Source organism: Maribacter sp. R77961 (assembly GCF_044594925.1).
GTDB lineage: Bacteria > Bacteroidota > Bacteroidia > Flavobacteriales > Flavobacteriaceae > Maribacter.
Genome location: NZ_CP138991.1, coordinates 2,363,035 through 2,384,845, shown reverse-complemented (window position 1 = coordinate 2,384,845; position 21,811 = coordinate 2,363,035). Strand labels below are relative to the sequence as shown.

The 21,811-nt window shown below is 37.3% G+C and carries 23 protein-coding genes and 1 tRNA gene; 16 read left to right on the top strand and 8 right to left on the bottom strand.

Annotated elements, in window-relative coordinates:
- Nucleotides 1-258: 258 nt before the first annotated feature.
- Both SJY09_RS10480 and SJY09_RS10475 read left to right on the top strand, forming a co-directional pair.
- Nucleotides 259-1,641 carry a DUF1800 family protein gene (locus SJY09_RS10480; RefSeq protein ID WP_396635667.1) on the top strand — a complete coding sequence of 461 codons (1,383 nt, stop codon included), beginning with the start codon at nucleotides 259-261 and terminating at the stop codon, nucleotides 1,639-1,641.
- Between the two features lie 10 nt (nucleotides 1,642-1,651).
- Nucleotides 1,652-2,842 (top strand): DUF1501 domain-containing protein, encoded by a 1,191-nt coding sequence (locus SJY09_RS10475; protein WP_396635666.1) that lies wholly within the window; start codon nucleotides 1,652-1,654, stop codon nucleotides 2,840-2,842.
- A 139-nt stretch (nucleotides 2,843-2,981) separates the two neighbouring features.
- Here SJY09_RS10475 and SJY09_RS10470 read toward each other — a convergent pair whose 3' ends face one another.
- The 4 genes from SJY09_RS10470 to SJY09_RS10455 all read right to left on the bottom strand — a co-directional run bounded on the left by SJY09_RS10470 (nucleotide 2,982) and on the right by SJY09_RS10455 (nucleotide 5,169).
- Entirely contained in the window at nucleotides 2,982-3,104 is a 123-nt protein-coding gene (locus tag SJY09_RS10470) for a hypothetical protein (RefSeq protein ID WP_257212949.1), read from the bottom strand.
- 265 nt (nucleotides 3,105-3,369) lie between these two features.
- Nucleotides 3,370-3,498, bottom strand: a complete 129-nt coding sequence (locus SJY09_RS10465) for a hypothetical protein (protein WP_396635665.1) — start codon at nucleotides 3,496-3,498, stop codon at nucleotides 3,370-3,372.
- A gap of 145 nt (nucleotides 3,499-3,643) precedes the next feature.
- On the bottom strand, nucleotides 3,644-3,916 hold the full coding sequence (locus SJY09_RS10460; RefSeq protein WP_396635664.1) for a hypothetical protein: 273 nt from the start codon (nucleotides 3,914-3,916) through the stop codon (nucleotides 3,644-3,646).
- 14 nt (nucleotides 3,917-3,930) lie between these two features.
- Entirely contained in the window at nucleotides 3,931-5,169 is a 1,239-nt protein-coding gene (locus SJY09_RS10455) for a 3-deoxy-D-manno-octulosonic acid transferase (protein WP_396635663.1), read from the bottom strand.
- A 91-nt stretch (nucleotides 5,170-5,260) separates the two neighbouring features.
- Here SJY09_RS10455 and SJY09_RS10450 point away from each other — a divergent pair, with 91 nt between their 5' ends.
- The 4 genes from SJY09_RS10450 to SJY09_RS10435 all read left to right on the top strand — a co-directional run bounded on the left by SJY09_RS10450 (nucleotide 5,261) and on the right by SJY09_RS10435 (nucleotide 9,197).
- Nucleotides 5,261-6,415: a DegT/DnrJ/EryC1/StrS family aminotransferase gene (locus tag SJY09_RS10450; RefSeq protein WP_396635662.1), complete on the top strand. Its 1,155-nt coding sequence runs from the start codon at nucleotides 5,261-5,263 to the stop codon at nucleotides 6,413-6,415.
- Between the two features lie 42 nt (nucleotides 6,416-6,457).
- Nucleotides 6,458-7,474: a UDP-glucose 4-epimerase GalE gene (galE, locus tag SJY09_RS10445; RefSeq protein WP_396635661.1), complete on the top strand. Its 1,017-nt coding sequence runs from the start codon at nucleotides 6,458-6,460 to the stop codon at nucleotides 7,472-7,474.
- A gap of 77 nt (nucleotides 7,475-7,551) precedes the next feature.
- Nucleotides 7,552-8,826 carry an amidohydrolase family protein gene (locus tag SJY09_RS10440; RefSeq protein ID WP_396635660.1) on the top strand — a complete coding sequence of 425 codons (1,275 nt, stop codon included), beginning with the start codon at nucleotides 7,552-7,554 and terminating at the stop codon, nucleotides 8,824-8,826.
- A gap of 14 nt (nucleotides 8,827-8,840) precedes the next feature.
- A complete protein-coding gene (locus tag SJY09_RS10435) occupies nucleotides 8,841-9,197 on the top strand; it encodes a hypothetical protein (RefSeq protein ID WP_396635659.1) in 357 nt (118 codons plus the stop codon).
- A gap of 2 nt (nucleotides 9,198-9,199) precedes the next feature.
- On the opposite strand, the gene SJY09_RS10430 is transcribed toward SJY09_RS10435, so the two are convergent.
- On the bottom strand, nucleotides 9,200-9,715 hold the full coding sequence (locus SJY09_RS10430; RefSeq protein WP_396635658.1) for an alpha-ketoglutarate decarboxylase: 516 nt from the start codon (nucleotides 9,713-9,715) through the stop codon (nucleotides 9,200-9,202).
- A 118-nt stretch (nucleotides 9,716-9,833) separates the two neighbouring features.
- Here SJY09_RS10430 and SJY09_RS10425 point away from each other — a divergent pair, with 118 nt between their 5' ends.
- Both SJY09_RS10425 and odhB read left to right on the top strand, forming a co-directional pair.
- Nucleotides 9,834-12,635 (top strand): 2-oxoglutarate dehydrogenase E1 component, encoded by a 2,802-nt coding sequence (locus SJY09_RS10425; RefSeq protein WP_396635657.1) that lies wholly within the window; start codon nucleotides 9,834-9,836, stop codon nucleotides 12,633-12,635.
- A 21-nt stretch (nucleotides 12,636-12,656) separates the two neighbouring features.
- Entirely contained in the window at nucleotides 12,657-13,877 is a 1,221-nt protein-coding gene (gene odhB, locus SJY09_RS10420) for a 2-oxoglutarate dehydrogenase complex dihydrolipoyllysine-residue succinyltransferase (protein ID WP_396635656.1), read from the top strand.
- 67 nt (nucleotides 13,878-13,944) lie between these two features.
- Here odhB and SJY09_RS10415 read toward each other — a convergent pair whose 3' ends face one another.
- Nucleotides 13,945-14,391 (bottom strand): TIGR02281 family clan AA aspartic protease, encoded by a 447-nt coding sequence (locus SJY09_RS10415; protein WP_396635655.1) that lies wholly within the window; start codon nucleotides 14,389-14,391, stop codon nucleotides 13,945-13,947.
- A gap of 99 nt (nucleotides 14,392-14,490) precedes the next feature.
- On the opposite strand from SJY09_RS10415, the gene SJY09_RS10410 reads away from it, so the two are divergent.
- The 8 genes from SJY09_RS10410 to SJY09_RS10375 all read left to right on the top strand — a co-directional run bounded on the left by SJY09_RS10410 (nucleotide 14,491) and on the right by SJY09_RS10375 (nucleotide 19,734).
- Complete coding sequence (locus tag SJY09_RS10410; RefSeq protein ID WP_396635654.1) at nucleotides 14,491-15,258, top strand: TatD family hydrolase; 768 nt, start codon at nucleotides 14,491-14,493, stop codon at nucleotides 15,256-15,258.
- A gap of 24 nt (nucleotides 15,259-15,282) precedes the next feature.
- The gene (locus SJY09_RS10405; protein ID WP_396635653.1) at nucleotides 15,283-16,308 is read left to right on the top strand and encodes an asparaginase; all 1,026 of its coding nucleotides are present in this window, start codon (nucleotides 15,283-15,285) and stop codon (nucleotides 16,306-16,308) included.
- A gap of 70 nt (nucleotides 16,309-16,378) precedes the next feature.
- Nucleotides 16,379-16,466 (top strand) — tRNA-Ser (locus SJY09_RS10400).
- Between the two features lie 77 nt (nucleotides 16,467-16,543).
- On the top strand, nucleotides 16,544-17,293 hold the full coding sequence (locus SJY09_RS10395; protein ID WP_396635652.1) for a MotA/TolQ/ExbB proton channel family protein: 750 nt from the start codon (nucleotides 16,544-16,546) through the stop codon (nucleotides 17,291-17,293).
- A gap of 26 nt (nucleotides 17,294-17,319) precedes the next feature.
- On the top strand, nucleotides 17,320-17,751 hold the full coding sequence (locus SJY09_RS10390) for a hypothetical protein (RefSeq protein ID WP_099574133.1): 432 nt from the start codon (nucleotides 17,320-17,322) through the stop codon (nucleotides 17,749-17,751).
- A 14-nt stretch (nucleotides 17,752-17,765) separates the two neighbouring features.
- The gene (locus tag SJY09_RS10385; RefSeq protein ID WP_396635651.1) at nucleotides 17,766-18,389 is read left to right on the top strand and encodes an ExbD/TolR family protein; all 624 of its coding nucleotides are present in this window, start codon (nucleotides 17,766-17,768) and stop codon (nucleotides 18,387-18,389) included.
- Nucleotides 18,390-18,409: 20 nt separating this feature from the next.
- Nucleotides 18,410-18,892, top strand: coding sequence for an ExbD/TolR family protein (locus SJY09_RS10380; protein WP_396635650.1), 483 nt, complete (start codon nucleotides 18,410-18,412; stop codon nucleotides 18,890-18,892).
- A 155-nt stretch (nucleotides 18,893-19,047) separates the two neighbouring features.
- Entirely contained in the window at nucleotides 19,048-19,734 is a 687-nt protein-coding gene (locus tag SJY09_RS10375) for a porin family protein (RefSeq protein WP_396635649.1), read from the top strand.
- Here SJY09_RS10375 and SJY09_RS10370 read toward each other — a convergent pair.
- Nucleotides 19,729-20,334 (bottom strand): hypothetical protein, encoded by a 606-nt coding sequence (locus SJY09_RS10370; RefSeq protein WP_396635648.1) that lies wholly within the window; start codon nucleotides 20,332-20,334, stop codon nucleotides 19,729-19,731. The two genes, SJY09_RS10375 and SJY09_RS10370, sit on opposite strands and share 6 nt — an antisense overlap.
- Complete coding sequence (rpoN, locus tag SJY09_RS10365) at nucleotides 20,334-21,791, bottom strand: RNA polymerase factor sigma-54 (RefSeq protein ID WP_396635647.1); 1,458 nt, start codon at nucleotides 21,789-21,791, stop codon at nucleotides 20,334-20,336. The genes SJY09_RS10370 and rpoN overlap by 1 nt, the downstream gene beginning before the upstream one ends.
- Nucleotides 21,792-21,811 lie beyond the last annotated feature (20 nt).

The window sequence follows — 21,811 nt, the reverse complement described above, 5'->3', positions numbered from 1 at the left end:
AAATCTAAAACGATACATTTCCGAACAAGTATACTAGAGTTTTCAAGGAATAGCATCCTGTAGTGTAAGGTTGAAAACTTTGTAATTCTCATAGGAGTTTTGGTATTAACACGCATCCAAGTGATTATATTTTTTAATACTTTCAAAGCTTTAATCTAACAAGATAAGGTTCTTGTTCAATTGAGATAAGCCGGTATGTATTAAACCATTTATCCTTTATCTTGTCTTAAAATATATCACTTCATACCTTATATGACTATGGAAAAAAGGCATTTAAAACATTTATACAGTAGAGTTGGTTTTGGTGTGTTGCCTAGTAAAATTGCCTTGCTTTCTGATTTTAATAAGACAAAGACTATTAATGATTTATTCTACCGATCAAGAAAAGTGATTCCGCTTGAGATGGACTTGTCCAATTTAAAGCCTTTGATAGCTGACAAGAATAGGCGAGCAATGAGCAAGGAAATGCGGCAAAAGTTACAAAAGATAAGTCGCAAGAAAATTGAAACGTATAATTATCTATGGATTAATCGATTAGCGAATACGAATCAACTTTTAAGGGAAAAAATGACATTGTTTTGGGCTAATGTCTTTGTCTGTAGGGATACTAATATTTTTCACGTACAGCAGTATAATAATACGCTTAGAAGATATGCTTTAGGGGATTTCAGAGCTTTTGTAAAGGCAGTAGCCAAGGAACCTGCAATGAGCAAGTATCTTAATAACCGTCAGAACATAAAGGAGGAACCAAATGAGAATTTTGCGCGGGAGTTAATGGAGCTTTTTACTTTGGGCGTAGGTAACTATACTGAAGAAGATATTAAGGAAGCAGCTCGGGCTTTTACAGGATGGTCTTTTAAACCCAATGGTGATTTTTATTTGCGTAAAAAGAAACATGATTATGGTGTGAAGACTTTTATGGGTAAAACCGGAAATTTTGATGGAGAGGATATCGTGGATATTATATTGGGGCAAAAACAATGTGCCCGCTTTATTTGCAATAAAATATATCGCTATTTCATTCACCCAGAAGTAGATGAAAATAGACTTAACGAACTCACGGATCATTTCTATAAGGACTATAATATCGAGTCGCTTATGAAATATATTTTAATGGCCGATTGGTTTTACGATGAGGCTAATATTGGTGCCAAGATAAAGTCCCCAATAGAATTGCTAGTGGGTATATTAAGAATAGTGCCTTTGAATTTTGAAAAAAAGAAACAGGTGCTTTATTTGCAAAAAGTAATGGGTCAGATTTTACTGAACCCGCCAAATGTAGCAGGTTGGCTACAGGACAAAAATTGGATAGACAGTAACACCTTGTTATTTAGGATGAAACTCCCATCTGTGCTTCTAAATGATGCCGTAATCAACGTGAATCAAAAAGGGGAATTTGAAGATTCTTTTGATGATTATTATGCGAAGACGAAAAAGGGTAAACGACGTATAAATATTACTAGGGACTGGAGTATTTTTAATCGTGAGTATTTACTGCTATCTGATAAAGAACTTCGTGAAATTTTAATTTTAAGTAGCATGGATAAAGATACAGAAGCCTTTCTGGATACACTGGCAGTAGTGGGTAAGAAAGAATATGTAGTGCGGTTAATGTCAATACCTGAATATCAATTATGTTAACGATAGGAGTATGAAAAGAAGAGATTTTATTCAGCAAAGCAGTTTGGCCAGTGGGTTAGTGATGGTGCCTAGTTTCATTAAGGCTTTTGAGGGAGCTATGCTTAAAGAAACTACATTTAAAAAATTGGTTATCGTGCAACTTTCAGGCGGTAACGATGGTTTGAATACTATTGTTCCGTATACGAACGATATATATTATAAGAATAGGCCTAAAATTGCTATTAGCCCCGCTGATGTAACTCGTATAAATAGTACGTTGGGATTTCATCCAGGACTACTACCAATGCAACGATTATATGATAAAGGGTATCTTTCCATCATTAATAATGTGGGATACCCAAATCCAAGTCGTTCTCATTTTAGGTCATCGGATATCTGGCATACAGCTAGTGATAGCAACAATTATTTAACTTCTGGATGGATTGGGCGATATATAGAGCAACATGGAAAAAAACCGTTTTCAGCAATTGAAATTGACGATAGCCTTTCCCTTATGCTCAAAGGGAAGGAAATGAACGGAATTGCAACGAAAAATCCAAAGTTGCTGCATGGCAACATGAATACTCCCTATTTTAGTAAAGTACTAAAACAACAGACAGCTGCTCATTTGAGCGAACATAATCTGGGCTACCTCTACAAGACGATGATAGAAACCAAATCATCTGCCAAATATATCTATGAAACTTCAAAAACGGCTACCTCCAAGAAAGCATATCCTCAAAATCCATTTGGCAAACAGTTAAAAACCACAGCAGAGTTTATTAACTCTGGGTTAGAAACGAAGGTTTACTACGTGTCCATGGGTGGTTTTGATACACATGCTAATCAAATCAATTCACAAGCCAGATTGCTTGATGTTTACAGTAAGGCTATGGAAGTATTTGTTAACGATATTGATGAACAGGGCAACCTAGAAGATACTTTAATCTTAACTTTCTCCGAATTTGGTAGACGAGTTGCGCAAAATGCGGCAAACGGCACGGATCATGGTGCTGCAAATAACATATTCGTTATTGGAAAAAACTTGAAAAAACCAGGATTGTATAACGAGGCTCCTAACCTAGGGGATTTAGATGCTAATAAAGATCTAAAATATACGATAGATTTCCGCTCTGTTTATGCTACTATTCTTTCAAAATGGTTAAAGGTGGATAATCCAGAAATTTTAGATTATCAAGGTGAAACCCTGGATTTTATTTAATCATGAGAAAAAGGATTTATGCGCAGATCCGAATAGCTTTTAGTACTATGATGTAAGCTATAAATTAAAAAAACCTCTCGCTAGAGAGGTTTTTTCCTAAAGTAATTTTTAATCGATAAACAATTGTTTAAAATTAATTTTAGATTAGGCCAATTAAGGACATAAATGTTCCAACAGCAACAACGGCCAAAAAGGCATTCATTGCAATAATTAGAACGGATAGATAGGAATCTACCCCTGTTTTAAATGATAAATCTTTCATAACATTACCTACTTTAAAGTTATAAGTTTCAAATTAGAGAATGTTGATGGCGTGATTTAATAAATGTTGTAAAATCCTACAAATGTGTTGTGAAAACGTACAGCTCTGTGGTTTGAATATAGCGTTAAGTGTATTTCGGCGATGAAAATGTTATTTCATCGAGTTGAGTGGATTTTCGATTTGATGTTTTTGTAAAAAAAAGCACACTTTATAAAAAGTATGCTTTTATAGTATTATTAAGAAAATTTTAAAGGAGCTCGTTGTTTTATATAATACCCATGAAATCCAATATCAATGCTATCGGAATGGCTATTAGAATACCAACTAAGCATGCAATCATTAATTTTAAAAAACCATTAAGGATTTTAACCCCAGATGTAAGTTCCTGTTCCATAATCATATAGTGTTGTTTCCTCGAATATATGGATTATGAAATTAAGTTGGCTGTAAATGCACTTTGAAATCGACTAAGGGTATAAAAGATGCTATAAAATTACGAATAAAGGCTTTCTTGTGCGGTTAAATTTTGTTGGTATTAGCTATTTAGAAATGAGTTTTAATTCTTTAGACTCTGCAGGTAAACTCGAATCATCGGCTATTAGCGGTTTTAGGGTATCCTTGGATTTTTGCTTTTTCACCTTTTTAAAAGGCTTCTTCGTTGTTGAATCTTGGGGTTGATATTCAGTTGGTTTTTGCTTACTCTTTTTTTGATTTTCGGCGGGCGTCTTTTGATGCGACTTAGAGGTCATTTCTCCACAAGACCAGAAAAAGGGCAATACCATTAGTAGGGCTAATATCTTGGATGGTTTCATAAAAAATTCGCTTACTACTTTATTAACGTACGTATCCCATCCATAATTTGGATGCTGGCACCTTTATTCTTTTCGATATACGAGCCATTTAAATGCCCCAATTCAGTACGCTTCTCTTCATTGTTAAGGAGCATCTCCGCTATTGAGTTAAATTCAATGTTATTTGCGATAGCAATGACGCCTCCCAGATTCACTAAATTTTCTGCTTCTAAAAACCCACTATAATTTGGTCCAATAATAACAGGTATTCCGAACACTGCAGGTTCTAATGTGTTATGTAATCCTGTCGCGAAGCCTCCGCCTACATAGGCAATGTCTGCATAACTATAAATTTTGGTCAGAAGTCCTATAGTGTCTATAATAAGTACCTGAGTTGTTTTTAAATCTATATCCTCAATTTCTGAAAATAGCTTCGTATTTTTCTTAATAGATGTTTTCAGGCTTAAAATGAGATTTGTTTTTACATTATGTGGAGCAATTACAAACTTTGTGGTATTCGGCAAATTATTTATAAAGTCTACGATACATTTTTCATCTTCTGGCCATGTGCTTCCTGCAACGAAACAAGTGTGATCTTTAGAAAAACTGTCCATAAATTTTAAACTATTATCGCGTTCAAGTATTTCAGAGACCCTATCAAATCTGGTATCGCCAGTCATGGTGACGTTTGTAAGGTCAATACTTTGCAATAGCTCTTTGGATTTATTGTCCTGCACATAGAAATGGGAGAAGTTCTTTAGACTCGACCGCATAAAACCGCCGTAACCCTTAAAAAATAGTTGTGATTTTCGGAAAACTGCAGAAATAAGTAGCGTTGGTATTTTTCTATTTCCTAGGGCATTGAGGTAATTGGGCCATATTTCATATTTAATGAAAATAACAAGTTCAGGATGTGCAATGTCTAAAAAAGCAATGGCCTTCTTTTTAGTGTCCATAGGTAAATAGACTACTACATCTGCCTCAGGTGTATTCTTTTTTATTTCATAACCCGAGGGAGAGAAAAAGGTCAATACTAATTTATGGTCAGGATAGTCCAATCTTAAGCGCTGCATGATAGGAAGCCCCTGTTCATACTCACCTAATGAAGCCGCATGTATCCATATTGTTCTATCTGTATTGCTAATTTCTTCTCTAAGCTTAGAGAAAGTCTGTTTTCTTCCCGCAACAAAAAGTGCGAGTTTAGCATTTGCCAAAGCAAGTAGTTTTAGCAGTTGCCAAGTAATGAAGACTACAGTATTATAAATTGAAAGCAAACTATTTTATTTGAAGCTAAATTACGTTTCTTTCGATAAAATCATTGTCAGGCGTTTCGTATTTTTGTGTTGCTTCACCTAATTTAAACAAATGAGAAAAATTCAGATGGTAGACCTTGGTGGTCAGTACCAGGAAATAAAAGAACAGGTAAATGCCACTATCTCCCAGATTTTGGAAACGTCAAGTTTTATTAACGGACCTGAAGTACATGCCTTCCAAAAAGACTTGGAAGAGTATTTAGGAGTAAAACATGTAATTCCCTGTGCTAATGGTACTGATGCTTTGCAGATCGCTATGATGGGTTTGGGTTTAGCACCCGGTGATGAGGTTATTACTGCAGATTTTACATTTGCTGCTACTGTTGAGGTCATTGCCTTACTGCAATTAACTCCTGTTCTGGTAGATGTAGATGCTGATACCTTTAATATCAATATTAATGCTATAGAGAAAGCTATTACTCCAAGGACAAAAGCAATTGTTCCTGTGCATTTGTTCGGACAATGTTCAAATATGGATGCTATTATGCAGCTGGCCAAGAAGCATAAGCTATTTGTTATAGAGGATAACGCACAGGCAATAGGAGCAAAATACCGCTCTAAAACTGGCGAAAAAAGTATGGCGGGTACTATTGGTCATGTTGGGGCAACTTCATTCTTTCCTTCTAAAAACTTAGGAGCTTATGGTGACGGAGGTGCTATTTTTACGAATGATGATGATTTGGCCCATACCATAAGAGGAATGGTTAATCACGGAATGTACGAGCGATACCATCATGATGTAGTGGGTGTAAATTCTAGATTAGACTCTATACAAGCGGCAGTATTACGGGCTAAACTCCCCAAATTAGATGGCTATTGCGATGCAAGAAGAACGGCCGCAAGAAAGTATTCTCAAGCTTTTGCAGGGCAAGCCAATATTATTGTTCCTAAAACGGTTAACGGTTGTGAAGGTATCTGCGATACCTGTGATTGCCATGTCTTTCATCAATATACTTTAAGGATTACCAACGGTAAGAGAGACGCATTAGTAAAGCATTTAAATGCGCATAGCATTCCTTGTGGTGTTTATTATCCAATTCCGTTGCACAAACAAAAGGCTTACGCAGATGAGCGCTATATGGAAGAGGATTTTCCGGTAACAAATCAATTGGTTAAGGAAGTAATTTCTTTACCAATGCACACAGAATTGGACAAGGAGCAGTTGGACTATATTTCGGCCAAGGTCATCGAATTTGTAAATGGATAAATAATTATTGAGTATATATTTGAAGCTTCATAAAAATAGTAGATGAAAATATTAGTTACAGGAGGACTCGGGTTTATAGGTTCTCACACAGTAGTGGAGCTTCAGAATAAAGGTTTTGAAGTTGTTATTGTAGATAATTGCTCTAATTCTAGTGAGTCTGTCTTAGATGGAATAACTAAAATTTCAGGTAAAAAGCCCTTATTCGAGAAATTAGACCTGAGGGAGAAAGAAAAAGTCAGCAGTTTCTTTAAAAAATATCAAGATATTGCCGGTGTTATTCATTTTGCTGCTTCAAAGGCGGTAGGGGAGAGTGTTGAAAAACCGCTTTTGTACTATGAAAATAATATAGGTACCTTAGTTTATATCCTGCAGGAATTAAGTAAAAAGCAAAAAGCAAGCTTCATTTTTAGTTCTTCTTGTACTGTATATGGCCAAGCTGATAAGATGCCAATAACAGAAGATGCTCCAGTAAAGGTGGCAGAATCTCCCTATGGTAATACCAAACAAATGGGAGAGGAAATCATTGCGGATACCTGCAAGGTTACACCTGAACTTAGTGCAATAGCTTTGCGTTATTTTAATCCGATGGGGTCGCACCCAAGCGCGGAGATTGGGGAGCTTCCTATAGGAGTACCTCAGAATTTAGTGCCTTTCATAACGCAAACCGGAATTGGCATGAGAAAAGAACTATCCGTTTTCGGTGATGATTATCCAACTCCAGATGGTACTTGTATCAGGGATTATATTTATGTGGTGGATTTGGCCAAGGCTCATGTAGTTGCTTTAGAACGACTTTTAGCGGGTAAAAACAAAGAAAACTATGAAGTTTTCAATGTGGGTACGGGAAAAGGTAGTTCGGTATTGGAAGCCATACATAGTTTTGAAAAAGTTTCTGGTAAAAAATTAAACTATAAAATTGTAGATAGACGACCTGGTGATATCACTAGTGCGTATGCTGATACCACTAAAGCTAATACGGTTTTAGGGTGGAAGTCAGAGTACACTTTGGATGACGCCATGAAATCTGCGTGGGTCTGGGAACAGAAGATACGTGACTAATTTAGTTCTATTTAAAATACTATGATAAGGGAGAAATATGTTATATTTCTCCCTTATTCATTTTAAGACCAGTTCCTATGAAATATTCGATTTTAAGTTTGCTATTTTTCATTGCCAACTTTGTTAGCGCGCAAGATAGTTATTTGCAGTGTGGCAGTATTTATGATGTAACCACAGGAAAATTAGTAAAGGAAAAGACAATTGTGGTGTCCGGGTCAAAAATAAAAAGTATAGAAAATGGCTTTGTTGCGGGGATGGATATTGACCATGTGGTAGATTTAAGAAGTAAGATTGTTCTTCCAGGGCTCATCGATATGCACGTGCATATAGAGGGTGAATATAACAAGGGAAGTTATATGAAAGAGTTTACTCAAAACGAGGCTGATGTAGCTTTGGAGTCTACCGTATATGCTAAAAGAACACTTCTTGCAGGATTTACAACGGTCAGGGACCTTGGTGGTACGGGTGTAAATATATCCTTAAAAAATGCCATCAATAAAGGTTTGGTGGTAGGACCTCGAATTTTCACTTCTGGAATGGCTCTTGCAACGACAGGCGGACACGCGGACCCTACTAATGGTCGAAAAAGAGAATTAATGGGTGATCCGGGACCTAAAGAAGGGGTTGTGAATTCAATAGCGGATGCTAAAAAAGCAGTACGTCAGCGTTATAAAAATGGTGCGGATGTTATAAAAATCACTGCTACTGGAGGAGTGTTAAGCGTCGCTAAAAGCGGTAACAATCCACAATTTACACTAGAGGAAATACAGGCAATTACCGGTACGGCCAAGAATTATGGTTTTAGCGTTGCTGCGCATGCGCATGGAGATGAAGGTATGAAACTGGCTATACAAGGAGGTGTAAATACTATAGAACATGGTTCTTTTATGAGTGAAGAGACTATGGAACTTATGGTTGAAAAGAAGTGTTATTTAATACCAACCATCAGTGCAGGGAAACAGGTAGCAGAAAAGGCGAAAGAGCCAGGTTTTTTCCCAGAAGTTGTTGCAAGAAAAGCATTGGAAATAGGACCAATACATCAATCTACTATGGCAAAAGCCTATAAAAAGGGAGTGCCTATGGGTTTTGGGACTGATGCTGGGGTTTTTCCTCACGGAAAAAATGCAATTGAATTTGGATATTTACTAGAAGCAGGGATTCCCGTTAAAGAATCGCTCAAAGCTGCTACTATTATTAATGCCCAATTGCTGGGGATGGAGAATGAGCTGGGGAAAATTGAAAAGGGCTTTATAGCGGATATTATTGCCGTAGAAGAAAATCCAGTAAAAAATGTTAGTACGCTGGAAAATGTAAATTTCGTAATGAAGGAAGGTGTCATTTATAAGCGATAGTTTTCTCTTATAGTATGAAGAAGGAAGTTTCTCAAAGTTTACAGCTATTAAGAAAAGTTGATGAAAATGAACTATACCATAAATTAGTTACCCAGCTTCAGAAAGATTTTGACCGCGCAAGTATTCCAATAGCAATTCCCGAGCAAGTTAGGCCGAGTCAATTAGAAATCCTTCTTAATGAAAAAATCTATTTTTTACTTATAGAGCGTTTTTCGGAGTATCTTAATTTGCTCTATGCTATTGATATTCCAGAGTCAGTTTTTAAAGATGTTAAAGTTACGGATGCTGTAGATGTTTCAAAACAGCTTGCTTTTTTCATACTTGAACGCGAATTCCAAAAAGTAAGACTAAGAGAAAAATATAGTTCTTAACCCTAAAAATAAACCCTTACAAAAGGTAATAAAGCATTGGCGTAAATGCTTCTTTCGTCATCATACAAAATATCATACCGGAGGCCTACAGTTATATTATTGGTCTTATAGCCAAGCCCTAAGAATAAAGCAGGTGACCAATAGTTGTCCGTAATATCAACTGGGAATCCGCGTAGTGTTCTATTAATACGTAATTGTTCCAACTCGGCAGATAGTTGTATTTGGGGAATTGGATTGTACAATGACAGTATGCTACCGCCGTAGGCCAATAGCTTATCATCGTTAAATTTGGCATAGTTAAAATTTAAACTAACACCAGCCGCAAACGCATTGTTAAAATTATAAATAGCGCTTGGAGATACTGCTGCGTTAAATCCACCATTGGTAAATCCCAACCCAAGACCACCTCCAAAATTTACACGTCTCCAGAAATCACTTTTTTGACTACCTAATTGCCCAAAAGATAGCTGTACGGAAATACAGGTTATTAGGAATAAAAGGATGTTTTTTGCTCTCATTTTAGTCGATTTTCGTTAGATATTTCATTTTTTTCAATAATCGTGCACAACTTTCCTTTAGATATGGTAAATGTTGTATTTTTGATGAAGTTTATTCTAAAGATACAGAAAGTAATTCATGGATAAATATTCCTTTTTAAATACTGCGCATACCTCTTTTTTTTCTGAGCTTTACGAGAAGTACTTGCAAAATCCCGATAGTGTAGAACCAAGTTGGAGAGCATTCTTTCAAGGCTTTGATTTTGGAACGGAAAATTCTTTAGATGCTTTGGATATTTCCAGTGATGATAGAGTAACATCCGTAATCAATGGTCATGAGATTGAAATGCCAGAATCTCTGCAAAAAGAATTTCAGGTTATTCGGTTGATCGATGGTTATCGCAGCCGCGGACATTTGTTTACCAAAACAAATCCTGTCAGGGAAAGAAGACAATATGTGCCTTCTTTGGAAATTGAGAATTTTGGTCTAACTCCATCAGATTTAGATACCGTTTTTAATGCGGGTGATATTATTGGCATAGGCCCAAGTACATTAAAGGCTATCATTAGTCACTTGACCAGAATTTACTGTGATGCCATCGGTGTGGAATATATGTATATAAGAAAGCCCGAAAGAGTTAAGTGGATTCAGGATTGGATAAACATTAATGATAATCATCCGGAATTCAATGCAGACCGTAAGAAGCATATTCTTAAAAAATTGAATCAAGCGGTTTCCTTTGAAGGGTTTTTACACACTAAATATGTAGGTCAGAAACGGTTTTCATTGGAAGGTAACGAATCGCTTATCCCAGGTTTGGACGCTATTGTAGAAAGAGCGGCGGAGATGGGCGTGAAACAATTCGTTATGGGCATGGCGCACCGAGGAAGGTTAAATGTGCTAACCAATATTTTTGGAAAGTCGGCTAAGGATATTTTCAGCGAATTCGACGGAAAGGATTACGAGCAGGAGATTTTTGATGGTGATGTAAAGTATCATTTAGGTTGGACATCGGATAGAATGTCTGATAACGGAAATAAAATAAAAATGAATATTGCGCCAAACCCATCTCACTTAGAGACAGTAGGCGCAGTAGTGGAAGGTATCGCCAGAGCTAAGCAAGATGCGCACTTCTCCGAAGATTTTTCTAAAGTGCTGCCAATCGTTGTGCATGGAGATGCTGCAATTGCAGGACAGGGACTGGTGTATGAAGTGGTTCAAATGGCTAATTTGGACGGATATAAAACAGGTGGTACCATACATATTGTAGTAAACAATCAAATTGGTTTTACAACTAATTATTTAGATGCGAGGTCCTCTACATACTGCACGGATGTTGCAAAGGTTACATTAAGTCCAGTGCTTCATGTTAATGCAGATGATGCGGAGGCCGTAGTCCATGCTTCATTATTTGCTTTGGAATATAGAATGCGTTTTGAACGAGATGTTTTTATCGACTTGCTAGGGTATAGAAAATATGGACATAATGAAGGTGATGAACCACGTTTTACGCAACCTAAGCTTTATAAGGCTATATCAAAGCATAAGAACCCTCGGGATATTTATGCAGAAAAACTTATAAGCGAAGGTGTCATTGATGACGGGTATGTTTCCGAACTGGAAAAACAGTATAAAGAGGCTTTAGAGGAGAAACTGGAAGATTCTAGAAAAGAGGATAAGACGGTTATTACACCATTTATGGCAGATGAGTGGAAAGGTTTCTCCAGTGTTAGGGAATGGGAGATGATGGATGCTGTTGACACCAAATTTGATAAGAAGAAGCTTACGGCTATTGCGAAGACCATAACGGAATTGCCGGAAGGAAAGAAATTTCTAAGAAAGGTTGAAAAATTGGTCAGGGATAGGAAAAAAATGTTTTTTGAGACCGATAAGCTAGATTGGGCCATGGGAGAATTACTGGCCTATGGAACCTTACTTGAAGAAGGTTTTGGCGTAAGAATGTCAGGACAGGATGTGGAAAGAGGTACTTTTTCGCACCGTCATGCGGTCATGAAAGTAGAGGAGAGCGAGGAAGAAGTATTATTGCTCAATCACCTTTCTGAAGAACAGGGTAAATTTCAGATATATAATTCGCTTTTATCGGAATACGGTGTTGTTGGGTTTGACTATGGATATGCCATGGCAAGTCCAAACACATTAACGATATGGGAAGCTCAGTTTGGGGATTTCAGTAATGGAGCTCAAATCATGATAGACCAGTACATATCCGCAGCAGAAGATAAATGGAAATTACAGAATGGTTTGGTAATGCTCTTGCCTCATGGTTACGAAGGTCAGGGAGCCGAGCATTCATCGGCTAGGATGGAGCGTTATTTGCAATTATGTGCAAAGGACAATATGTATATCGCAGATGTTACAACGCCTGCTCAGATGTACCATATTATACGTCGCCAAATGAAGGCTAACTTTAGAAAACCTTTGATCATATTTACACCAAAAAGTCTCTTGAGACATCCGAAGGCCGTATCATCGGTGGACGAATTGGCAAACGAAGGCTTTAAAGAAGTAATCGATGACGAAATGGCGGATAAGAAGAAAGTTAAAAGCTTGGTCTTTTGTACCGGAAAGTTCTATTATGACTTACTAGCTGCTAGGGAAGAGCAGAAAAGAGATGACGTGGCCTTAGTTAGGGTAGAACAATTATTTCCGTTGCCGGAAAAGCAAATGAAGGAAATTACTGTTAAATATACCAATGCGGACGATGTGGTCTGGGCACAAGAAGAACCAAGGAATATGGGCGCCTGGAGTCATGTTATGATGCATTACACCGAAGCACATAGTTTCAGGGTGGCATCCAGACGTTTTTATGCGGCACCTGCCGCAGGAAGTTCTGTCCGTAGTAAAGCAAGGCATCAGCAAGTGATAGATTATGTCTTTGATAAGACCAAGGACAATATGACAAAACCAAAAAAGAAGTAGAAAAATCAAATTATAGAAAGAATGATTCTAGAAATGAAAGTTCCCTCTCCTGGAGAGTCCATAACTGAAGTTGAAATTGCGGAATGGTTGGTAGAAGATGGCGATTATGTTGAGAAAGACCAAGCAATAGCAGAAGTAGATTCGGACAAAGCTACCTTGGAATTGCCAGCGGAAGCAAGCGGAACGATAACATTAAAAGCAGAAGTGGGTGATGCTGTTGAGGTGGGCGCCGTAGTGTGTCTCATAGATACCAGTGCAGCTAAGCCAGATGATGCTAGTGGTAAGAGTGAAACCTCAAAAGAAGATGTGGCAAAAGAAAGTAAACCAGCTCCAAAAGAGGAGCCTGCTGCAAAAACATCCTACGCTACTGGAAGTGCCTCGCCTGCCGCCAAAAAAATAATGGATGAAAAAGGGGTGGATTCCAAAACGGTAAAGGGTACTGGGAGAGATGGCAGGATTACCAAGGAAGATGCGGTTAAGGCAGTTCCTTCAATGGGTTCTCCGGTTTCTGGAGGAAATCGTGGAGAAACTCGTTCCAAACTTTCTATGCTTCGCAGAAAAGTAGCAGAGCGTTTAGTTTCAGCTAAAAATGAGACGGCAATGTTGACGACTTTCAATGAAGTGGACATGTCTCCAATTTTTGCGTTACGAAAAGAATATAAAGAAGCATTTAAAGAAAAGCATGGTGTGGGATTAGGCTTTATGTCATTCTTTACCAAGGCAGTTGTTAGGGCTTTAGAAATGTATCCGGCTGTGAATTCTATGATAGACGGTAAGGAGATGCTTTCCTACGATTTTTGCGATATCAGTATAGCGGTTTCGGGCCCAAAAGGTCTTATGGTGCCTGTTATTCGAAATGCGGAAAATCTATCTTTTAGAGGTGTAGAGGCAGAGGTAAAACGACTGGCTATCCGCGCAAGGGAAGGAGAGATAACTGTAGACGAGATGACAGGAGGTACCTTTACAATAACTAATGGCGGTGTCTTTGGTTCTATGTTGTCAACTCCAATCATTAATCCACCTCAAAGTGCAATTCTTGGAATGCATAATATTGTAGAAAGACCAATTGCCAAAGATGGCCTTATAGCAATTGCCCCCATTATGTATGTGGCACTTTCCTACGACCATAGAATTATTGATGGTAAAGAATCTGTCGGGTTCTTGGTTGCTGTTAAAGAGGCTTTGGAAAACCCTGAAGAGTTATTAATGGGAGGTGATGTAAAAAAAGCATTAGAGATGTGAAAAAAATCTTTTCGAAATACAAGGGCCCTTTCCAAAAACTGGAAAGGGCCTTTGTGTTAATTTATAGTTACCCAAGCTGCTTCAAGTATACATCCTTTTGACGATAATCAATTACAGCTTTTCCTTTTTTTAATACATCTGCGCCAATGATACCATCTACGGGAGTGGCGTTTTGTGAGATAAGAGCTTCGTTAACGTGATTTAAATCAAAGAGGACAATCTTCAATTTTTTCATCTTCCATTTGCCAATCTGTACCTTATTCTTCTTAGATACAAGTGTTTTCATATTGGTAGCCCCTGCGCCGGCTGCTTTAATGTCGGATGATTTCGACTTCAGGTTAAAGAATTCGATTTTATCAAAACCCACACAGGTGTTAGATGCCCCGGTGTCTAAAATGAATCGTCCTTTTATGCCATTTATTTTTGCTATCACTTCAAAATGATCCGTGTTGGTGAGCTTTAAATTTGTTTTAATAAAGTTCTTTTTCTTTAGGAATTTAGATAATGTAGGCATGGGTCTTTTGATTTACTGCTTAGAAATACGTTTCAGAATCCTTTAAATTCTTGACCTTACTTGTAATTTAATCTGTAAAGATAAACCTATTTTTGCGGTATGATACTTACGGATACACATACTCATTTATACAGTGAAGCTTTTGATGATGACAGAGAAACGGTCATTGCAAATGCTATTTCCAAAGGAGTGGAACGTTTTTTTATTCCTGCGATAGATTCAACTTACACGCAGCGCATGTTAGATTTAAAGCAGGCCTACCCCAAACATATGTTTCTTATGATGGGTTTGCATCCTACCCATGTTAAAGAGGATTATAAGGAAGAGTTGGCGCATGTAGAAGAAATGCTTCAAGAGCATAATTTTTGTGCTATCGGGGAGATTGGAATTGATTTATACTGGGAGAAAGCTTTTTTGACGCAACAGCAAGATGCCTTCAGGTATCAAATAAAGTTGGCCAAAAAATATAAATTACCAATAGTAATTCATTGCCGGGAAGCTTTTGACGAAATTTTTGAGATTCTTGAAGAAGAGAAGGGAGAAGCACTTCATGGTATATTCCACTGTTTTACGGGCACATGGGAGCAAGCTCAAAAAGCGATATCCTATAATATGAAGCTTGGTATAGGTGGAGTAGTTACTTTTAAGAACGGAAAAATCGATAAATTTCTTGAGAAAGTAGATTTGAGTCATATTGTATTAGAAACAGATGCTCCTTATCTAGCGCCAACCCCATACCGAGGCAAACGTAATGAAAGTGCCTATTTGCCAAAGATATTGGAAAAGCTGGAATTAATTTATAGAAAGGATATAGCTGAGATTGCTGAAATCACAACGAATAACTCAAAAATGGTCTTTGGGGTCTAACCATTAAACTAGAATATGATGGCTGTGAACGATAAAAAAATCCTCTTAATTTATACCGGTGGAACCATAGGTATGGTGAAGGACTATGCTTCTGGAGCGCTAAGGGCGTTTAATTTTGATGAATTGTTAAAGAACATACCAGAATTGAATCAATTGGATTGCAGTATCGATACGGTATCTTTTCAGGAACCTATAGATTCTTCTGACATGGGAACATCGGATTGGGTGAGAATCGTCGAAATTATAGAGGCTTATTATGATTCTCATGATGGATTTGTTGTACTGCACGGCAGTGATACCATGAGTTATACTGCTGCCGCACTTAGTTTTCTGCTAGAAAATCTTTCAAAACCAGTAATCTTAACAGGTTCACAACTACCAATAGGCGATTTGAGAACAGACGCAAAGGAAAATTTAATTACTTCCATTCAGATTGCCGCATTGCAGGAAAGAGGGCGTTCTGTAATTCGCGAAGTTGGTCTGTACTTTGAATATAAATTATATCGAGGGAATAGAACTACTAAAATAAACGCAGAACACTTTCAAGCATTTGCCTCATTAAATTATCCACATTTGATAGAGTCTGGTGTGCATTTAAATGTTTTTAAGGAGTATTTATTGCCCCATAAGAAAAATAGAAAGCCTAAGTTCCATAAACAAATGGACGAGAATGTAGCTGTTTTGAAAATTTTTCCGGGCTTAAATCAACGCGCTTTGGATGGTGTTCTGAAAACGGAAGGACTGCGCGTGCTTATTGTGGAGACTTACGGTTCGGGAAATGCTCCTACAGCCGATTGGTTCATTGATAGTATAAAAATGGCCATAAAAAATGGGCTACATGTAATTAATGTTACCCAGTGCTCTGGAGGTAGTGTATTAATGGGACAATATGAGACAAGTACACAGTTAAAGAAAATGCAAGTTATTAGTGGTAAGGATATTACAACAGAAGCGGCGATAGCCAAAGCCATGTATATGCTTGGTAGTGATGTGTCCGATGCCTTGTTTAAAACCGTTTTTGAGACTGAGCTACGTGGTGAAATGCACTAAATTAACCTGTAATAATTTCTTTAACCAATATTTTTTTTGTTATTTGCCCAACCTTAAAAAAGACTAATTTAGAGAGGTGGCCGAGTGGTCGAAGGCGCACGCCTGGAAAGTGTGTATACCCCAAAAGGGTATCGAGGGTTCGAATCCCTTCCTCTCTGCAATTAAATTTTACTTTTTTTATATTGTTTTTTTTTTATCTTTAACCCTATTAACTAACTAATTTAAGTTTGAAAAAATGAAAAAATTATTCCCAAGCCTAGCAGTTGCTGGGGCATTTGTAGCAGGTACAAATATGGTAAGTGCAAAGGTGGCGACTGCAGCTATTTTAATTCAAGATGCAGCCCCTGAGGCAGAAAAAGGATTTACACAAGTATTAAAGGAAATGTTCATTACCGGGGGTGCCGGTTTCATGGGTATTGTTCTTTTATGTTTGATTCTTGGTTTGGCGGTTGCTATTGAAAGAATCATATACCTTAACATGGCAAGCACGAACAGTTCTAAATTAAAGCAACAAGTTGAAGATGCTTTAGCTTCTGGCGGTGTTGAAGCTGCGAAAGAAGTTTGTAGAAATACAAAAGGTCCAGTGGCTTCTATATATTACCAAGGTTTAGATAGAGCAGGTGAGAGCGTTGAATCTGCGGAGAAAGCAGTTGTAGCTTACGGTGGTGTTCAAATGGGACAATTAGAGAAAAATGTTTCTTGGTTATCTTTATTTATCGCTATTGCACCGATGCTTGGTTTCATGGGTACGGTTATTGGTATGATTCAAGCCTTCCAGAAAATTGCTGCTGTTGGTAACTTAAGTGCTTCACTTATTGCAGGTGATATCCAAGTTGCATTATTAACGACGGTATTTGGTTTGATTACTGCCATTATCCTTCAAATTTTTTATAATTACATTATTGCTAAGATTGATAGCATAGTTAATGACATGGAAGATTCTTCGATTACTTTAATCGATATGTTGGTAGATCACAAAAAATAAGTAGCACCTTTTAATACCTAAAAATTATGCAAAAAATTATAAAAATAGCATTGATTGTTATAGGTGTGGTAAGCGCATTGCTGTGGTACTTATTACCTAGTTCGGATATGCCTGTAGCGGAAGCTGCGCAAAGTGGAGCAATGAACGCAATGTTTATCATTACTTACATACTACTAGGAATTGCAGTAGTGGTAAGTTTGGTTTTCACACTTAAAAATTTATTCTCTAATCCACAGGGCCTTAAAAAGACTTTGTTTGTTGTTGGAGGGTTCTTATTAGTGGTTGGTATCTCTTATGTATTGGCTAGTGGAACGGATGTTGATCCGGAATTCTTGGCTATGTCAGATGAAAGTACAGTAAAAAAGATTGGTATGGGATTGAATGTATTTTTCCTATTAACAATTATTGCTGTAGCTTCTCTCATCATACCAGCTATTAAAAATATGTTTAGTAAATAAAAAACACAAAGATTATGGCTAGAAGAGCAGGAGCACCAGAGGTTAGCGCTGGTTCCATGGCAGATATAGCTTTCCTTTTACTTATCTTTTTCTTGGTAACAACTACCATTGAAACAGATGCAGGATTGGATCGTATGTTGCCGCCAATAGAACCGCCCGATACAGACGTTGTTATTAAACAAAAAAATATCTTTCAAGTAAATATTAATAAAAACGGACAGCTTTTAGCTGACGACGAATTGATAGAGCTTAAGGATTTACGCGAAAAGGCTAAAGCTTTTTTGGACAATGGGGGGGCACCATCAGGCAGTCCGGAATATTGTAACTATTGCAAGGGTCAGAGAGATGCTTCGTCATCTGATAATCCCTCAAAAGCAATTATCTCCCTGAAAAATGATCGTGAAACAAAATATAGCACTTACATAACTGTTCAGAACGAATTAGTTGGTGCGTATAATGATTTGCGTAACAGAGAGGCGCAGCGATTGTTCAAAACCGATTTCACGGCAATGGAGGCTGAATATCTTAATCCAGAAACATCTGATGATGTAAAGGAGGAATTGAAAGAGAAAGTAAAACGGATTCAGGATTTATTTCCTCAAAAGCTTTCTGAGGCAGAAACTTCCTCATCTAATTAACGAACAATAAACAGAACACTATGTCAAAATTTGCAAAGAAAAAAGATGGAGATGTGCCAGCGGTATCAACGGCATCACTTCCAGACATTGTATTTATGCTTTTGTTTTTCTTTATGACGGTTACGGTAATGAAGGATAGTTCTCTGAAAGTTGAGAACATTTTGCCCAATGCCACAGAAATAAAGAAGTTAGAAAAGAAGGATCGTGTTATATATATCTATGTTGGTAAACCAACAAAGGAATATGAAAAGGTTTTCGGAACAGAACCCAAAATACAATTGAACGATAAGTTTGCAAACCCTTCCGAGGTTGGTGATTATATTCTTATGGAAAGAGCAAAGAAGGCTCAAGAACTTCAAAACGTTTTAACTACTTCTTTAAAGGTGGATAAGAATGCGAATATGGGTCTTATATCGGATATTAAGCAAGAGCTAAGAAAGGTTAATGCACTTAAGGTCAACTATACTACCTATGAGGGAGACGCTTTTAGAAATCTCCAGTAGTAGATTCAGTTATTTCAAACTTATAAACGCTCCAATATTTTTGGAGCGTTTTTTATTTTATTACATTTAAATAATTCAACATAACATCTAGTAGTGTTGTGCAAATCAAAATAGCTTTCAGAGTTGTTTTTAGATAACCTAATTTATATAGGAGGATGAAAAGTTTTCTTTGTGGGGTATTATTTTGTGTAGTTCTTCAAGTTATGGGACAGTCTCCGACTAAGGAGAATACAGCCAATACTAGGTATTTTGAGGACCAGTTTTATTTTGGAATCACCTATAATTTTGTGCGTAATAAAGCAGAGGATTTTAAGCAACGAAATCTTTCTTATGGTCTTAATGCTGGTTTTATTAAAGATATCCCCTTAAATAGCACTGGAACTAGGGCCTTGGGTCTTGGGGCCGGTCTTGCTATAAACAATTACTACTCCAATTTGGTGGTGAGAGATAATGATGCTGGGTTAAATTATATTTTTGATACGGCTGTAGAAGGTTTCAGACGAAGTAAATTGGAAACACATCTGGTAGAGTTCCCATTAGAATTTAGATGGCGCACTTCTTCTGCTGAGGAATATAAGTTTTGGCGAATATACGCTGGAGTGAAGGCTGCTTATGCAGTAGGGGCAAGATCTAAATTAGTAACGGACGACTTTACTGATGGCTTCTTTAATTCTGATATAAGGAAATTTCAGTATGGGTTAACTTTAAATGTAGGATACAACACTTTTAATATACACGTTTATTATTCCTTGACTGATTTATTTGAAGATAGCGCCGTAGTTAACGGTGAATCTATCGGTTTTAGGCCGCTGAGAATAGGTTTTATATTTTATATTTTATAACCAGAACTTAACTGTAAGCAGCTGAGTTAGTAATCCAATAAGTAATCCTACAAGTAATTCTGATTTGGTATGAGCCTTTAGATATAATCTTGAGCTGGCTACAATACCCATAGCTAGAGAGAACAGACTTATGGCTATTACAACGTTTATTTCAAAATGAACGCTAAGTGTAATCAAATACATAAGAAGGCTTCCAACGCCCATTAAATGTAAACTTGCCTTAAATCTTAAAAATAGCAGTACAAGGCTAGCTATTGCAGCTCCTATTAGCCCTACAAAGAAGAAGTATAATTCTATGACATAATTATTGGGAATGACCTTATAAAGAATAAGAGCGAGTAGTAATATGTTAATTGCCAACGGGTAAATACGTTCTTTACTACTAGGCATAATGACCGAACTTACCATATGTAAGTTCCTTAGAATCATGTAAGTTACTATGGGGATAATGACCGTTAAAATGAATATGGGAAGTATGTTGCCACTTTGAAGTTCTAAAGGACTATACTTTGGTGTAATTATAAAGTAGATTAATGTCCCGCCTATTGGAGCAAATAGCGGATGGAATAGGTATGAAATGGCATTAGAAAAGAATTTCATTAAATCTGTTTTCGCAATCGGGCTACCGGTATTCCGAGTTGTTCTCTGTATTTCGCAACTGTTCGTCTTGCTATAGGATAGCCTTTTTCTTTTAGAATCGTGGCAAGTTTATCATCGGTCAGAGGTTTTTTCTTTGTTTCCTCATTAATGACTGTTTCTAAAATTTTCTTTATTTCCCTTGTGGATACGTCTTCTCCCTGCTCATTTTTCATAGACTCTGAGAAGTATTGTTTTATCAATTTGGTGCCGTAGGGGGTATCTACATACTTGCTATTGGCTACTCGTGATACGGTGGAGACGTCCATTTGAATCTCATCAGCGATATCTTTCAGGATCATAGGGCGTAAGTTGCGCTCATCTCCTGTTAGAAAATACTTCTTTTGATACTGCATTATGGCGTTCATTGTTATGAACAAGGTCTGTTGCCGTTGTCTAATGGCGTCAATGAACCACTTTGCGGCATCTAGTTTTTGCTTTATAAAGAGTACAGTGTCTTTTTGGGACTTGGATTTTTCTTTAGATTCTTTGTAGCCTTTCAGCATGTTGCTGTATTCTCTAGAAACATGAAGTTCGGGAGCATTTCTGCCATTAAGGGTCAGTTCTAATTCTCCGTCCACTATTTTAATGGAAAAATCAGGAACCACGTGTTCTATCATACGTGTATTGCCAGAATAAGAACCGCCCGGTTTTGGATTCAATTTTTCGATTTCAGAAATCGCACCCTTCAGTTCTTCTTCTGAAACACTATGCTTTTGTATCAGCTTTTTGTAATGCTTTTTCGTAAATTGTTCAAAAGATTTCTTCAAGATAGCTACTGCTAAATCTATGCTTGGGGTATTGTCTTTCCTTTCTAATTGAATAATAAGACACTCTTCTAGAGACCTTGCGGCCACACCGGGTGGGTCCAATTGCTGCACGATAGCTAATACGCGTTCAATGGTTTTTTCTTCGGTATATATATTCTGGGTAAAAGCTAAATCGTCTAAAATATCTGAAAGTGGTCTTCTAATGTAGCCACTCTCGTCTACACTACCGACCAAAAATTCAGCAATTGCCCATTCCTCGTCATTTAGATAAACAGTATTGAGTTGACTTAGTAAATATTGATTAAAAGATGTTCCTGAAGCATATGGAACACTTTTTTCATCATCATCGGCACTATAATTATTGGCTTGGGTTCTATAGTCCGGAATTTCATCATCACTCAGGTAATCATCAATATTGATATCTTCAGCTTCAATGGTTTCACTATCGCTCTCGCCTTCATATGGGTCGTCGAACTCATCGTTTAAGGATTCCATTTCCTCCTTACCACTTTCCAACGCCGGATTCTCTTCTAGTTCCTGTTTTAAACGCTGCTCAAAAGCCTGCGTAGGCAATTGTATCAACTTCATCAACTGTATTTGTTGAGGAGATAACTTTTGAGATAATTTAAACTGCAGGTACTGTTTTAACATAGGTGTTTTCTAGTCCTTAT